Source organism: Cycloclasticus sp. P1 (genome assembly GCF_000299965.1).
Lineage (GTDB): Bacteria > Pseudomonadota > Gammaproteobacteria > Methylococcales > Cycloclasticaceae > Cycloclasticus > Cycloclasticus pugetii.
This window is the reverse complement of sequence record NC_018697.1, coordinates 2,125,561-2,140,464: the sequence shown is the minus strand read 5'-3', so window position 1 is coordinate 2,140,464 and position 14,904 is coordinate 2,125,561. Positions and strand designations below refer to the sequence as shown.

Here is a 14,904-nt window from a genome sequence, read left to right as displayed (position 1 = left end):
CTTAACTTTCGGTGTAAGCGTGGAAGCGATGTTTGGATAACATTTTATTAACTTAACCTTCGTAGACTTATGACTGACTTATCCAAATACAGAAATATTGGTATTTTCGCCCACGTGGATGCGGGTAAAACCACCACGACAGAACGTATCTTAAAATTAACCGGCAAAATTCATAAAACGGGTGAGGTTCACGATGGTGAAGCGACAACTGATTTTATGGAGCAAGAAGCTGAGCGTGGAATTACGATTCAATCTGCAGCAACATCTTGTGAGTGGAACGGTCACCGCATGAACATTATCGACACACCGGGACACGTTGATTTCACAATCGAAGTGTATCGTTCTTTAAAAGTGCTTGATGGTGGTGTGGGTGTTTTCTGTGGTTCTGGTGGTGTTGAGCCTCAGTCAGAAACAAACTGGCGTTATGCGAATGAATCTGAAGTAGCTCGTGTTATTTTTGTGAATAAGCTAGATCGTATGGGTGCTGATTTCTACCGTGTGGTTGATCAAGTTGAGAATGTGCTGGATGCTAATCCATTAGTCATGGTGTTACCAATTGGTATTGAAGATGACTTCACAGGTGTTGTTGATTTGTTAACACGTAAAGCATACGTTTGGGATGATTCTGGTCAGCCTGAAAACTACACAGTGAGTGAGCCTCCAGCTGACATGGCTGATAAGGTTGAAGAGTACCGTGAAAAGCTTATTGAAATGGCGGTTGAGCAAGACGATGACTTGATGGAAGCATACCTTGAAGGTGAAGAACCTTCTATGGACGACATCAAACGTTGTATCCGTAAAGGAACAATCGCACTTGACTTCTTCCCAACATATTGTGGTTCTGCCTTTAAAAACAAAGGTATTCAATTAGTATTGGATGCAGTTGTAGACTTCTTACCGAATCCAACAGAAGTGAAACCTCAACCAGAAACAGATGACGAAGGTAAAGAAACAGGTAATTTTGCGATCGTTGACGAAAAAGGTCCATTACGTGCGTTAGCATTTAAAATCATGGATGACCGTTTTGGTGCCTTAACATTTATCCGTATCTACTCAGGGGTAATGAATAAAGGGGATACTGTTTTAAATACCTTCACGGGCAAAACGGAACGAATTGGTCGTCTAGTTGAGATGCACGCCGATGAGCGTATTGAGCTAGACGGCGCTGTGGCTGGTGATATTGTGGCTGTTGTAGGCATGAAAGATGTACAAACAGGTCATACATTATGTGACCCTAAAAACCCAGCAACCTTAGAACCAATGGTATTCCCTGATCCAGTGATCTCTATTGCTGTGTCACCTAAAGATAAAGGCGGCTCAGAAAAAATGGGTATTGCGATCGGTAAAATGATCAAAGAAGACCCATCCTTCCGTGTTGAAACAGACGAAGACAGTGGTGAAACCATTCTTAAAGGAATGGGTGAACTTCACTTAGATATTAAAATCGATATTCTTAAGCGTACCCATGGTGTTGATGTTAGCGTGGGTAAACCACAAGTGGCGTACCGCGAAACCATTACTAAGCGCTTAGAAGATAGCTACACACATAAGAAACAATCAGGTGGTTCAGGCCAATTTGGTAAAATTGATTATGTTCTAGAACCAGCTGAAACCGGTGAAGGCTTTAGTTTTGAATCAAAAGTAACCGGTGGTAATGTTCCTCGTGAATACTGGCCTGCGGTTGAAAAAGGCTTCGAAAAGCAAATGGCAAAAGGTGTGTTAGCGGGCTACCCTTGTGTAGACGTTAAAGTAACCTTGATGGATGGTGGTTTCCATGCAGTGGATTCATCAGCCGTTGCGTTTGAATTAGCAGCGAATGGTGCGTACCGTCAATCTATGCCTAAAGCGGGCGCGCAGTTAATGGAGCCGATCATGAAAGTGGACGTGTTCACACCAGACGATCACGTGGGTGACGTTATTGGTGACCTTAACCGTCGTCGTGGCATGATCAAATCTCAAGATGCGGGCGCAACAGGTGTACGTATTAAGGCTGAAGTACCACTTAGCGAAATGTTTGGTTACATTGGTGACTTACGTACGATGACATCAGGCCGTGGTCAGTTCTCTATGGAGTTTGTTCACTATATGCCTTGTCCTAAAAACGTGGCTGAAGAAGTGATTAAAGAAGCCAAAGAGCGTGAAGCTAATAAATAAGTTAGTACGCGGTAAATAATAAAAGGGCTGGTTTTTACCGGCCCTTTTTTATGCAACACTATAAAATAAACGTATGAAGGTATTAATTGTCGCCGCTCTTTGGCCAGAGCCTACATCGTCTGCAGCGGGCCGGCGAATGATGGATTTATTAAAGCAGTTTCACGCGCAAGGCTGGTCCATCACCTATGCTTGCACAGCAATGGCGTCTGAGCATTGTTACCCGCTTGAGTCGCTCAATATTAAACGACAAAGTATTGCGGTTAATGATGCTACATTTGATGTATTTATCAGCAATTTATCGCCAGATATCGTTCTGTATGACCGCTTTATGGTGGAAGAGCAATTCTCCTGGCGGGTAGAAAAGCATTGCCCAACAGCGATGTCGATGCTGGAAACATCAGACCTACACTGTTTACGCAGTGCACGTGAGATAGCAGTAAAAAAAGCTAGGGAGTTTAAGCAGGCTGATTTAATGAACGATGTCGCCTATCGAGAGATTGCGAGTATTTTGCGTACAGACCTAACATTAATTATCTCAAGCTATGAGATGACGTTATTGAGCTCCGTATTTAAAGTGGATGAGTCCTTGATTCATTACCACCCCTTTATGGTAGATACTAAAGATGCCCAGAATAAGGCTAACAATTGGCCTAGCTATGAAGAGCGCAACGGCTTTATCTGTATTGGTAATTTTAAGCACGCGCCAAATTGGGACTCTGTGCAGTATTTAAAGCAAGAAATATGGCCGCGTATTAGGCAGCAGTTATCGGCAGCAGAGTTATTCATTTATGGTGCCTATCCACCCCCCAAAGCGTTTCAGCTGAATAAAGAAAAAGATGGTTTCTATATAAAAGGACGGGCAGATAATGTGGAAACCGTGATGCAACGTGCGCGAGTATGTTTAGCGCCGTTGCGTTTTGGAGCGGGCTTGAAAGGCAAATTATTAGATGCGATGGAGAACGGTACGCCGAGCGTTACCTCATCAGTAGGGGCAGAGGCTATGCATGGAGATTTGCCATGGAACGGTTTTGTTGAAGATGAGCCACAGGCGTTTGCAGACTTAGCAGTGAAGCTGTATACAAATAAGTCGATGTGGCAAACATGCCAATCGCAAGGTATGGATATATTGCAACAGTGTTATTCATCAACACGGTTTATGCAGCCGCTAATAGAAAGGATTATATCGGTGAAAGATCAGTTAGCCGCCCATCGTCAGCATAACTTTCAAGGTGCTATGCTGAAACATCATTTAATGAAAAGCACAAAATACATGTCTCTTTGGATAGAAGAAAAAAATATAAGAAAAGAATAATTATGGCGAAAATCATGGTGATGGGGTGTGGTGATGTAGGTACGGGGTTAGCTGAAAGGCTGGCGGCGACAGGGCATGAAGTTACTGGGGTGAGAAGAACCTTGCAGACTCAGTCCTCAGATATTCATTTTATTCAGGCGGATCTGACAAACGCTGAACAGGTGGGTGCGTTAGACTTTAATGTTGATGGCCTTGTTTATATATTGTCTCCTACAGGGCGAGACATTTCTGCATATAAAGATGTGTTCAAAACAGGGGTAGAGCATGTGCTAAGTGCAGCAAAACAGCAAAACCCTACACTACCGATTTTTTTTATATCATCCACAAGGGTATATGCTCAGCAACAAGGGGAGTGGGTGAGTGAGCAGTCAGCGACAGAGCCAATGGATGAAAGAGGGCGGCTTTTGTTGCAAGCTGAAGGCCTGTTTTTAGCATTTAATGAGCATGCAACAGTGATTAGGTTTTCTGGAATTTATGGGCGTTCAAACTACTTTATAAATCAGCTTAAAAGAGGCACAGAGATTCAAAAAGTCCCTCCATATTATACAAACCGAATTCATCGAGAAGACTGTATCGGCGTACTTGAATTTTTGCTAACTAAGCAGTTGAATGGTGAAGGCTTAGAGCGTATTTATTTGGCCTCTGACCTAGATCCTGCCGAAAAATGGAATGTGGCAAGCTATATCACAAAAAAACTAGGGTTAGCCTCTTGTAGTGCAAAGATATTAGATAAAACGGCTAGTCGTAATAAGCGAATAGATAGTCGGCAATTAACCGAGGGCGGCTACCAGTTTAAGTATGCGAGCTATGAACAAGGCTATGAGGCTTTGATGAATGAAGAACGCTAAATCAATCGTTATATTAACCGGTGCAGGGGTATCGGCGGAGTCAGGCATTAAAACCTTTAGAGCCAGTGATGGGCTTTGGGAAGAGCATAGAATAGAAGAGGTGGCTACGCCTGAAGGCTTTGCAAGAAACCCGGCATTGGTTCACCGTTTTTATAATATGCGTCGGCAGCAGTTATTAAGTGGCGAGGTGAAACCAAATGAGGCGCATCTTGCAATCGCTGAGCTAGAAAAAAACAATGAACTGTCTGTATTAGTGGTAACGCAGAATATAGATAATTTACATGAGCGAGCAGGCACAAAAAATATTATCCATATGCACGGCGAGTTATTGAAGTGTTTTTGTAAGCAGAGCGAAAAACGATTTACAGTTTATGAAAATTTAAATGAAGACTCGGTGTGTGAGTGCTGCGGACAACAAAAGACCCTGCGACCAGATATCGTTTGGTTTGGCGAAATGCCCTATCAAATGGATGAGATTTACAGAGCGATTATCGAATGTGACTTGTTTCTGTCAATAGGGACATCGGGCAATGTATACCCTGCTGCAGGTTTTGTAGAAATGGCTAATCAAGCCGGAGCCCATACAGTAGAGCTTAACCTTGAGCCCTCTCAAGTTGAGTCAGAGTTTAAAGAAAAAATCTATGGCCCTGCAAGTGAGGTCGTTGCAAGCTACTTACGCCAATTAATGTAATTTAATAGCGGTGTCAGGGTAAGGCTGTAACTCGTTTAATGGAACGGACATGCCATCTGGCATGACGATACGAGCGTGGTGCCGGTGTAAGCGTCTTGGCCCTGAAACACCGCACGAATGAGCAATAGTAGACACCTCTTTAACTAAGTTCTTTTGATAATTAGCAACGCGATTTGCTTTATTCGCTGGATCGAGACCACGTTGTAGGTCACGGTTGTGTGTAGTGATGCCCGTTGGACAGGTGTTTTTATTGCATTGCAGGGCTTGTATGCAGCCGAGAGCAAACATGAAACCACGTGCTGAGGTGATAAAGTCGGCGCCTGCGCACAAAGCCCAAGCGACCTCAGCAGGGTTAATACGTTTGCCGGAAGCGATAATACGAATACGTTTACGAAGGCCATATTTAAGAAGGGTATTCTCAACCGCTGGTAATGACTCAGTAAGCGTTAGTCCGACATTATCAATTAATGACATAGGCGCTGCACCGGTTCCGCCATCGCCACCATCAATAGTAATAAAGTCGGGAGCGGATTCTTCGCCACGAGAACAGATTAATTCACACAGCTCCTCAAGCCATTGCCACGAACTGACAACGGTTTTAAAGCCAACCGGTTTGCCGGTTACATGGCGGACATGTTCAATTAAATCCAAAAGCTCAGTGGTTGAATTAACATCAACGTGACGGTTTGGGCTGATTGAATCCATACCGGCGGGTATGCCACGAATATCGGCAATTTCTTGGCTGACTTTTAAACCGGGTAAAATGCCTCCCTTTCCTGGTTTAGCCCCTTGGCTGAGCTTAATTTCAAACATTTTAACTTGATGGTGTCGGGCAATCGATTCGAGTTTCTCATCACTTAATTGTCCGTGCTGATCGCGAACGCCATATTTAGCGGTACCAATTTGAAAAACCAGGTCACAATCACCTTCCAAATGGTAAGGGGACAGGCCACCTTCGCCGGTGTTATACCAACAGCCGGCTTTTTTAGCGCCGTGTGAAAGCGCCTGTACTGCAGGCTTGGAAATAGCGCCAAAACTCATTCCCGAAATATTAAAAACCGATGACGTTGAATATGGTTTGTTGCAATAGGGGCCTATCATGATTGGGCCTAAGGCAGCGTTTTCATGTTCCAGTTTTGGAAAGGGGCAATTAACGAAAATAATAGCACCGGGCTGTCGTAGGTCTTTGGTTGAACCAAAAGCTACAGTGGCATCTAAATTTTTTGCAGCCCGATAAACCCAACTTCGTTGAGCGCGGTTAAAAGGCAGTTCTTCACGATCCATGGCAAAGAAATATTGTCGAAAAAACTCGCCTCCCTTTTCAAACAAGAACCTAAAGCGGCCTATAAGCGGGTAGTTTCTTAAAATAGTTGATTTTTTTTGCGTGCGGTCTTTGACGTAAAGAATAACCGAAAGTATGAGGAATGCGGTCAACGCAAAGACAAAGGCAGCACTTAAGAACTCAATGGATCTTGATAAATAAAGTGCAACATTCATTGAAAATAGACTATCCATAATTTAATTATCCCTTAAATTTTTTAGCAATCCAAAAATCTAAACTAAGGTATTTTCCCGCACCCATAAAAAATAGTACAAGTAACATGATGAAATAAGTGCTCGCAAATTCAATACCATTATTCAAGATAACGACACTACCATTCTCGGTGAGCCAGTTGTAATTCCCGTGTTCATGAAGAATCTCTTTTGCAACGTTGAGACGCTCAACAGCGCCACGAGTTCGCTCATTGGCAAACAAGCCGCTGCCTTCAGCAATGGCTAACCAACCATTGGGTAAATGCACGGTCACAGCAGCAACAGCCATGGTGATCATTAACGGAATAGAAACCCACCTAACAGCAAGCCCAATAAGTAAAAGAACGGCGCCAATAATTTCTACCCAAGTTGCAGCAGCAGCCATAAAATAGGGGAAAGGTAAGCCCAAGCCATAATCAGCATTGCCAAACCAGTCGACAGTGCTATCAAAAGCCGCTAATTTTTGGGTGCCAGCGAGCCAAAAAATGGGTGCAAGATAGAGCCTTAATGCCAACGGTGCCAAAAAATCCACTGAACGAGTGCTATCTAAGACAGATTGAAGTTTGTTAATACATTTAATCATGGGTAGTCCTTAATTTATTTCGGTCAGTAAAATAGACCCATTGATAAACTAAGTTCTTTCTGCCTCGTCTGTTAACGCGTTTAACCGTTGTTTGTGGCGTAGCCAAGCGCTAGCACCCGCACCGGTTAGGATGCACCAAACAGCAAACAACGCACCGGGTAAGGCTGTTTCGGGGGAAAAGTGTTTAAGGGCAAGTGCCACGCCTAAGCCCGCATTCTGCATGCCGATTTCTATCGCGAGTGTTAAGCGATAAGGGGCGCTAAAGTGAGAAAACTTTGCAATGCTCCAACCGAGTAAATAACCCAGTGCATTGACGGAAATAATAACTAAAAACAACTCAGGGGTAATGCTATTTAAACGGTCGTGGTTAGCAGCAACGGCATAAGCGCAGATAATAATAATGGCCAGTGAAGCCATAGAAGGGGCGAACTCAATGAGCGGCCTTGCATGTTGACCTAGGGTTTTTCTAATCAGCATGCCAAAGGTGAGTGGCAGTAAAACCGTTAGTAAGATGGTTCTCATCATCGGCCAAAAGGGAATTGGCAGGTAAGTGCCGCCTAACCATTCAACTAATAATGGAGTTAAGGCAGGCGATAAGAATGTTGCTATGGTGGTGAGCGTGACAGAGAAAGCGACGGCTCCGCCGGCCAAGAATACGATAACATTACTGGCCATTGCGCCGGGTGCGCAACCGACAATAATAACGCCTAAAGCTATTTCTGCTGGTAAACCGGCCAACCAAGCGGCGGTCGCGCCGAGTAGGGGCATAATACTGTATTGGCTTAAGATACCAATTAAGATCGGTTTGGGAGTTTTTATTGTTGTTTTTAATTCATCAGGTTTTAACACTACGCCCAAGGCAAACATAGAGGCGGCAAAAAACCAGAGAAAATAATCTTTAAAAATTAAAAAAATAGCGGGTTGATAAAATGCGATCACAGCGCATATGAGCGTTAATGGCGCCATGCCGCGAGAAATGAGGTTAAGTAGTTTCATGGGCTTAAGGATAAGTGTTTAGCAGCAAATAACACAGCTATTTATGGATTAAACGCAGCAATAGCAGTGTGGGTTCGATAGTATTTTGTATGTGGACTGTGGTTTATGCAATAGAGAGTAAGGCGGTTGATAAGGGCATTAAAAGACTATCGCTTAATTTAGCTGCCTCCTTCATCAATTGACGGGCTGGTTCGCCATCCTGTAACCAAGATTACGCATGGTTAATGAGCGGCCAGTCGCTAGCTGTAAGCGCTTATAGTGCTCACAGGGAATCGAGGACTAAGTGATTTTCTGCCTAATAAGAAATAATTAGTTTGCTTAAATAGGCAGGTAACGTCATCGTCTAATAGAAGGTAAGTATTGTAGCGTTAGTTACAGGTCAAACGGCTCGTTAAGTATTTTTTCAACCGGTAAGTTTTTCAAGCGAACGTATTGAGGGAGGCCATTAACGTAAGGAGGAGAGTCTTCACCCATAATTAAAGGTCGCAAGTATTCTTCACATTCAGGGGTAATGCCAAAACCATCTTCACTGATGTAATGCGCAGGAAGCATTTGCTCAACATTAGCAACGTCTTTTAATTCGCCAACACCTATTTCCCATTGGTATGGATTATTGCTGGTGCGAACAATAGTTGGCATGACAGCGGTTTTTCCGTTAAGCGCAAGCTCAACCGCGGCTTTGCCCATCGCATAGGCTTGGTCTACATCGGTTTTAGAGGCGATATGGCGTGCGGCACGTTGTAAATAATCTGCCACAGCCCAATGGTATTTGTAACCATGGGCAGTTTTAATCATGTCAGCAACTACCGGAGCGACACCACCTAGTTGGGCATGACCAAAGGCATCACGGGTGCCAGCTTCCGCTAAAAACGTTCCGTCAGGGTTCCTAACTCCTTCAGAAACAACGATGCAGCAGAAGCCATGTTTTTTAACAGTGCTCTCAACTTTGGCTAGAAATTTTTCTTGGTCAAACGTAATCTCAGGAAACAAAATAATATGTGGTGACTCACCTTCTCTTTCAGCTGCCAACCCACCAGCTGCGGCAATCCAACCCGCATGCCGGCCCATTACTTCAAGTACAAATACCTTGGTTGATGTGCGTGCCATTGAGGCAACGTCAAAGCCAGCCTCACGTATTGAAACTGCCACATATTTGGCAACGGAGCCAAATCCTGGGCAGTTATCAGTAAGCGGTAAATCGTTGTCGACAGTTTTTGGAATGCCGATACAACGCAAGTCATGTCCTAATGATTGACTTAATTGGGAGAGTTTATGCGTGGTGTCTTGTGAATCACCGCCGCCATTGTAAAAGAAATAACCAATATTATGAGCTTTGAAAACAGCAATAAGACGTTCGTATTCAGCGCGGTTTTCTTCAAAGCTTTTTAATTTATAACGACATGAACCAAATGCACCTGAAGGGGTATAACGTAAGGCGGCAATATCTTCATCAGACTCTAACGATGTGTCTATAAGGTCTTCGGTCAAGGCGCCAATAATGCCATTACGGCCTGCGTATACCTTGCCTATTTTATCGCCATGTTGACGTGCAGTTTCAATGAGCCCGCAGGCGCTTGCATTGATAACAGCGGTGACACCGCCAGATTGAGCGTAAAAAGCATTTTTAGTGGTCATATATCACCAGATAATTTGTAGAGGGCGCATTATAAATGCTGAATGATCATATCGTCAGCATATTTGAAAAACAGTGGTGATTAATAAGCTATGTAATGCGGGTTAGCCTGAACTTTTGTTTAGAATAACAGAAACAATTGGCGCTTAACGTTTAAGGAATAATGCCAGATTTGCGCTATAGTTAAGAACGTCTGGCGGTGATGCGTTGACTTGCGTTAACGATTGAGTCATTGCCGATCAAAAACCTACTTGAGAAGGTGTATAAGCATGTCGTTATCTAAACAATTACTGATTCTTATCTCTGCGCTATTTCTGATTATTTTCAGTGTGAATTTTGTATTGAGTGTAAACAATATAAGAAGCTATTTGGAAGGGGAGTCACAAATTCATGCGCAAGATACGGCGACCTCATTGGGCTTATCACTTAGCCCCTATATGGTGGACACTCAAGACCCCGTACTTGAAACAATGATGAAAGCAATATTTGATCGTGGTTATTACAAGGAAATTAAGCTGGTTGATGTGACAGGGCAGAGTTTGGTAACACTGAGGAATGATAAAACATTTGCTTCAGTTCCTCAGTGGTTTATTGATTTTGTGCCCATGCAAACAGCTCGTGCCGACAGTGAAATTAGTTCTGGTTGGAGTATCAGTGGCACTATTTCGGTAACAATTAATCCTGGCTATGCGTATTTTAAACTTTATGAGCAAGTGAAAACGAGTTTCTATTACTCGCTTATGGTTTTTGCTGCATCGATTGTTTTGTTGTTGTTGGTGTTGCAAATAACCTTGTCTTCGCTGAAAAGAATTGGCGTCATGGCAGAAACGATATCGACAGGGCATTTCGATATGATTAAGCGCTTACCTTGGACAACTGAGGTTCGAAAGGTGGCTTTGTCGATGAATGTAATGTCTAAAAAGTTAGAACGTGTCATTCAAAACCTGAACAAAAAACTGGAGAACATTGGTAAGAAACTTCAACTGGATGAGTTGACTGGGTTAAGTAAAAAAAGCAGTTTTGAACTGAGGCTGAAAGAAGTGCAAAGCTCACATGAAGAGGCTTTTGTTTTTATGATAAAAATAGATGCTTTAACAAGTTTAGTCAAAGAGTTAGGCCCTGATACGATAGATCAATTTATTAAGGATTTTGCTGAAATATTAAAATCAAAAACGAGCGTTGACTCTTCGGTGGATATCGACGCATATCGTTTTTTTGGTTCAGAGTTTGTGTTGTTAATGCGCGGTGCAACAGTTGATCAGTCAGAAAGATTAGCTCGATCATTAAGCACTTCATTTACTGAATTGGGCGAGCAATATAATAAAAAAGATATCGCACATATAGGCGTTGCGGCCTTTGACCCATTTAGTCCGAAAAACAATATTTTGTTGGCTGCTAATGAAGCGTATGAACAAGCGCAGCTTATTGGTGCTAATAGCTACTACCTTCGAAAAGGTAAAGATCGAGCGAAGGATATGGCTGAATGGAAGGAGTTGGTGTTTGATATTGTTGATAATGATGACTTTAAAGTCTCCTATGTCAGCACAACGGAGAACCTCCAGACGGCGGATGTGTTGATGCAAGATGCCTTTTCTGAAGCACTTGATAAGAATGGTGATGTGCTTTCAATTGGCACCTTTGTTTCGATAGCCGAAAAGTTTGTAAAGATTGTAGACCTCGATAAAGGGGTGGTGTCTCGAGTCATTGATCATATCAAAGAGAGTAATATTTCCAATCAAATAGCCATTAACTTATCCAGCAGAACGGTAAAGAGTAGTGATTTTAGGGGCTGGTTGACAGTTTTGTTAAATCAAAACCAGACGGTTGCAGGTCAGTTAGTTTTTAGCTTGTCGGCGTATGCCGTTAATAAAGAGATCGGTGTGTATAAAGAATTTATTCACTTTATACGTAAACATAATGCCAAGGTTCTTATTAAGCGATTCGAGACGCAGTCAATGTTGCCCCAGGCAGTTAAAGAGTTAAAGCCTGACTATATTCGTCTGGCCCGAGACCTTGGTAACGGTATTGCGCAGGATGTTGAGAAACGTGAGTTTGTAAAAACAATGCTTGAAATAGGAGAGTTATTAGATATTCAGGTGTTAGCAGAGAATATTCAGGCCGATGAAGACATTGCCTGTTTAACAAAAATGGGTGTTTTAGGCGCTAGTCGTTAGTCTATAAAACGATTGATCTGCTATATGAACACGATCTGCCAACAAGCGGTTGCCAACAGGGGTTCTAAGCGTCCGTGCAGCGCTTGGTTACAGCTTATCGTTTTTTTGTTTTGCTTGGTGGTTGTTGTGGTCTCTCCAGCGGCACTAAATTTTAGTTCAGAGCTTATCGCCAAGGTGGAAATGAAATATGGTAAGCATGCGTCAAACAGGGTGTTAGCCTGGCAAGGCCTGATTCAGTCGGCAAAAAATCTACCTGAAAAAGAAAAACTGGAGCGGGTTAATGACTTCTTTAATCAACAGCTTGAGTTTGTGGATGATGATGAGTTATGGGGATTAGTTGATTATTGGGCAACACCATTAGAGGCCTTATCTAAAGGGGCGGGGGATTGTGAGGATTACTCAATTGCTAAGTATTTTACGCTTATTGAGTTGGGTGTCCCAGACAGCAAGATGCGAATCACCTATGTGAAGGCCATTGAGTTGGATCAAGCACATATGGTGCTGACGTACTTTGAAAAACCAGGCAGTATTCCAGCGGTGTTAGATAATTTAAAACCAGCTATTTCTCCGGCATCTATGCGGCGAGACCTATTACCTGTCTATAGCTTTAACGGTTCGGGTCTATGGTTGGCAAAGTCGCGAGGGACCGGAAAGAAATTGGGAGGTTCGGATCGTTTAAATAAATGGGGAGGTTTGAAAAGCAGAATGAGAGTTAATAAATTCTAGTTCTCTAATAGGAATTTGGATTATATGTTTTAAAAGTAAGTCAAAAAAAAGCCATCAACAAAAGTTAATGGCTTTTTAGTTTGTTTACGTTAGTAACTACTCAGTGGCTGCTGAATAAGTAGGCGTTACTTTTCCTCTTTGTGAAGCGCCAATCCAAGGTTGAACCTCGGGTAAGATGGCAGTCTCTTCAGGTAATGAAATGTTGAGGTAATTATTTAATGCGCCTGCGCTGGCAAGGATTCTGAATTGTGAGAATAGCTCGTCGTATTTAGCATTAGTGTAAGCGCTTTTAGCAACAAACATTTCGTTAGCAGAGTCTAGTAAATCTAATAGCGAACGACGACCAATATTAAATTGCTTTTGGTAAGCTTCATTACTTTTAATGCTTGAATCACGGTGGCTTTCAAAAAACGCCATTTGATTTTTCACCGTTTGATGAGCAATCCATGATAGTCGCATACTTTCTACGGCTTGGCGGTATGTGTTATCTCTTATACTTTTTGCCTGATTGACCAGTTGAGCGGTTTCTTTACGACGAGCAGCATCTTTACCACCGTTGAATAAGTTGTAACGCAAGCGAAGCATTGCAGAGGCATCTTCATTGACCTCTTCAATACCATCAATATCTTTGTTGTGCGTAGCGCTGAGCTCAAGATCAACACGTGGTAAAAAGGCTGTTTTTGCTGTTGCGTGCTGTGCAATAGCGGATTTAATATCTGAATTTGCTGACTTTAAAATGGGGTGGTTAGCAATGGCGCTATCAACCGCTTGGTCGAAGGTGGCTGGTAAGGCGTCTTCAGGTGGAGTGATAGGTTCTAACTCGGAAGGTAAGCGGCCAACTATTCTTAAATAAGCGGTCTGAGCGTCTTTTAAATTACCCACTTCTGATAAAACATTTTTTTGCGCTAGTGATAAACGGCCTGTTGATTGCTCGACATCTGCCCTGCGCCCAACACCACGACTACTCCGTGAGGAAATTTGTTCGTTGGTGCTTTGGTGAACCGCTAAGTTTTCTTCAGCTAATGCCAATAGTTCTTCGCGACGTAAAACATTAATATAGGCTTCAACCGCGTTGAGGGCAGTAATTTCTGCTTGGCCAAAAACTGTATAAGCACGAGAGTTTGTTCTAGCCGTTTGGCGGTTAACCTCACTGGCCGTCGCAAACCCGTCGTAGATCATCTGTCTGACTTGGATAGAGGCTTCATCTCTACCAAGAGATTTTGACTCAGAACCATCTGCCTTTGTTGAAGAGTTGAAAGAGCGCTCCCAACCAGCACCAACAGCAATGTCTACAGTTGGAAAGTAGCCAGCTTTAGCCTGACTGATTTCCTGCTCAACGGCTAAACGTTCAGATTTGGCAGATTGAATTTGTGGGTTTTCATTGATAGTGTGTTGAATTGCATCTTGCAATGTCTCAGCACTTGCTGTGCTTAAGCTGAGTGCCAACATACCACTTACAGCTATTTTTAGTTTAAGACTCATAGTTCCCTCTTGCTTTATTATGTGGTGTAAAAATAGGTATCTATACCAAATTATACGGCTGAATTTAACGTAAGCACCAAGTTAGGTCAACTATATTCTTTAATATATAGGGCGAGGTGTAACCTGTCAGAGACACCAAGTTTTTTAAAAATGGATGTTAGGTGAGCTTTGACGGTACGTTCTGATATGTTTAGGGCTGTTGCAATAGCCTTGTTGCTTTCCCCATCTCGAATCATATTCGCAACATCATTTTCTCGTGACGACAATGTTGCCAATAGAGCAGAAGATTCAATCGATTCGGTGTTATTAACTGCTTCAAGTGGCTGAGGTTTCATTTTGACCAACGTACCAATCACTCGCGGCACAAGGTGACGCTGAATCCATATGTCTCCCTTTATTATACTGTTGACGGCCTGCACTAGAAGCTTTGCGGGTTCAGATTCACCGCAATACCCGGCAGCGCCATGGACGAGGGCATTAATTTGCTTATTTTCTGACCAATTTTTCCCTACCACCAAAATGCGTGCTGAAGTTGAGGTTAATGTAGAGGTTAAATCTGCGTCAGTGTCGACCTTTTTTGAGTCAATGACGACAACCGAAGCGTTGCTTAATTCCTTTTTGCTGGTGGCCGTAAAAATGTCAAAATGACTGATTAAGGCGTGAGACCAGAGTTTCACAATATCAGGGTTGTCTGAATAAATAGCGATGCGGTGCATTTAGCTCGCCTCTTTAGAGTCGGTGGTCAGTGCTAGTCGCTTGGAATAAATAAGAT

General features: G+C 42.9%; 12 protein-coding genes. 6 read left to right on the top strand and 6 right to left on the bottom strand.

The genetic code is table 11. The features are described 5' to 3' along the window. Positions 1-69: 69 nt before the first annotated feature. The 4 genes from fusA (at position 70) to cobB (ending at position 5,005) form a co-directional block, all read left to right on the top strand. Positions 70-2,154 (top strand): elongation factor G, encoded by a 2,085-nt coding sequence (fusA, locus tag Q91_RS10325; RefSeq protein WP_015006842.1) that lies wholly within the window; start codon positions 70-72, stop codon positions 2,152-2,154. 73 nt (positions 2,155-2,227) lie between these two features. After that, positions 2,228-3,466 (top strand): glycosyltransferase, encoded by a 1,239-nt coding sequence (locus Q91_RS10320; protein WP_015006841.1) that lies wholly within the window; start codon positions 2,228-2,230, stop codon positions 3,464-3,466. Positions 3,467-3,468: 2 nt separating this feature from the next. Then, entirely contained in the window at positions 3,469-4,314 is an 846-nt protein-coding gene (locus Q91_RS10315) for a sugar nucleotide-binding protein (protein WP_015006840.1), read from the top strand. Beyond that, positions 4,301-5,005, top strand: a complete 705-nt coding sequence (gene cobB, locus Q91_RS10310) for a Sir2 family NAD+-dependent deacetylase (RefSeq protein ID WP_015006839.1) — start codon at positions 4,301-4,303, stop codon at positions 5,003-5,005. The genes Q91_RS10315 and cobB overlap by 14 nt, the downstream gene beginning before the upstream one ends. Here cobB and Q91_RS10305 read toward each other — a convergent pair. From Q91_RS10305 to Q91_RS10290, 4 genes are all read right to left on the bottom strand, one after another. Continuing rightward, positions 4,997-6,520: an FMN-binding glutamate synthase family protein gene (locus Q91_RS10305; RefSeq protein WP_015006838.1), complete on the bottom strand. Its 1,524-nt coding sequence runs from the start codon at positions 6,518-6,520 to the stop codon at positions 4,997-4,999. The genes cobB and Q91_RS10305 overlap by 9 nt on opposite strands. A 7-nt stretch (positions 6,521-6,527) precedes the next feature. After that, on the bottom strand, positions 6,528-7,121 hold the full coding sequence (locus tag Q91_RS10300; protein WP_015006837.1) for a DoxX family protein: 594 nt from the start codon (positions 7,119-7,121) through the stop codon (positions 6,528-6,530). Between the two features lie 48 nt (positions 7,122-7,169). Next, entirely contained in the window at positions 7,170-8,117 is a 948-nt protein-coding gene (locus tag Q91_RS10295) for a bile acid:sodium symporter family protein (protein WP_015006836.1), read from the bottom strand. Between the two features lie 372 nt (positions 8,118-8,489). Further along, the gene (locus Q91_RS10290) at positions 8,490-9,752 is read right to left on the bottom strand and encodes a 6-phosphofructokinase (protein ID WP_015006835.1); all 1,263 of its coding nucleotides are present in this window, start codon (positions 9,750-9,752) and stop codon (positions 8,490-8,492) included. Positions 9,753-10,019: 267 nt separating this feature from the next. Between Q91_RS10290 and Q91_RS10285 the strand changes: the two genes are divergently transcribed. Together Q91_RS10285 and Q91_RS10280 are read left to right on the top strand one after the other, a co-directional pair. Beyond that, positions 10,020-11,924: a LapD/MoxY N-terminal periplasmic domain-containing protein gene (locus tag Q91_RS10285; protein ID WP_015006834.1), complete on the top strand. Its 1,905-nt coding sequence runs from the start codon at positions 10,020-10,022 to the stop codon at positions 11,922-11,924. Positions 11,925-11,948: 24 nt separating this feature from the next. Beyond that, positions 11,949-12,650, top strand: a complete 702-nt coding sequence (locus tag Q91_RS10280) for a transglutaminase-like cysteine peptidase (RefSeq protein ID WP_015006833.1) — start codon at positions 11,949-11,951, stop codon at positions 12,648-12,650. Positions 12,651-12,746: 96 nt separating this feature from the next. Here Q91_RS10280 and Q91_RS10275 read toward each other — a convergent pair whose 3' ends face one another. Both Q91_RS10275 and Q91_RS10270 read right to left on the bottom strand, forming a co-directional pair. Beyond that, positions 12,747-14,132, bottom strand: a complete 1,386-nt coding sequence (locus Q91_RS10275) for a TolC family outer membrane protein (RefSeq protein ID WP_015006832.1) — start codon at positions 14,130-14,132, stop codon at positions 12,747-12,749. An 86-nt stretch (positions 14,133-14,218) separates the two neighbouring features. Further along, positions 14,219-14,848: a response regulator transcription factor gene (locus Q91_RS10270; RefSeq protein WP_015006831.1), complete on the bottom strand. Its 630-nt coding sequence runs from the start codon at positions 14,846-14,848 to the stop codon at positions 14,219-14,221. Positions 14,849-14,904: the final 56 nt, after the last annotated feature.

Bases quoted from the DNA above. Each gene is read 5' to 3' on its own strand.
- Q91_RS10305 (WP_015006838.1), bottom strand. From the start codon at position 6,520: ATGGATAGTCTATTTTCAATGAATGTTGCACTTTATTTATCAAGATCC.
- Q91_RS10320 (WP_015006841.1), top strand. From the start codon at position 2,228: ATGAAGGTATTAATTGTCGCCGCTCTTTGGCCAGAGCCTACATCGTCT.
- Q91_RS10270 (WP_015006831.1), bottom strand. From the start codon at position 14,848: ATGCACCGCATCGCTATTTATTCAGACAACCCTGATATTGTGAAACTC.
- Q91_RS10295 (WP_015006836.1), bottom strand. From the start codon at position 8,117: ATGAAACTACTTAACCTCATTTCTCGCGGCATGGCGCCATTAACGCTC.
- Q91_RS10290 (WP_015006835.1), bottom strand. From the start codon at position 9,752: ATGACCACTAAAAATGCTTTTTACGCTCAATCTGGCGGTGTCACCGCT.
- Q91_RS10275 (WP_015006832.1), bottom strand. From the start codon at position 14,132: ATGAGTCTTAAACTAAAAATAGCTGTAAGTGGTATGTTGGCACTCAGC.
- Q91_RS10285 (WP_015006834.1), top strand. From the start codon at position 10,020: ATGTCGTTATCTAAACAATTACTGATTCTTATCTCTGCGCTATTTCTG.
- cobB (WP_015006839.1), top strand. From the start codon at position 4,301: ATGAAGAACGCTAAATCAATCGTTATATTAACCGGTGCAGGGGTATCG.
- Q91_RS10300 (WP_015006837.1), bottom strand. From the start codon at position 7,121: ATGATTAAATGTATTAACAAACTTCAATCTGTCTTAGATAGCACTCGT.
- Q91_RS10280 (WP_015006833.1), top strand. From the start codon at position 11,949: ATGAACACGATCTGCCAACAAGCGGTTGCCAACAGGGGTTCTAAGCGT.
- Q91_RS10315 (WP_015006840.1), top strand. From the start codon at position 3,469: ATGGCGAAAATCATGGTGATGGGGTGTGGTGATGTAGGTACGGGGTTA.
- fusA (WP_015006842.1), top strand. From the start codon at position 70: ATGACTGACTTATCCAAATACAGAAATATTGGTATTTTCGCCCACGTG.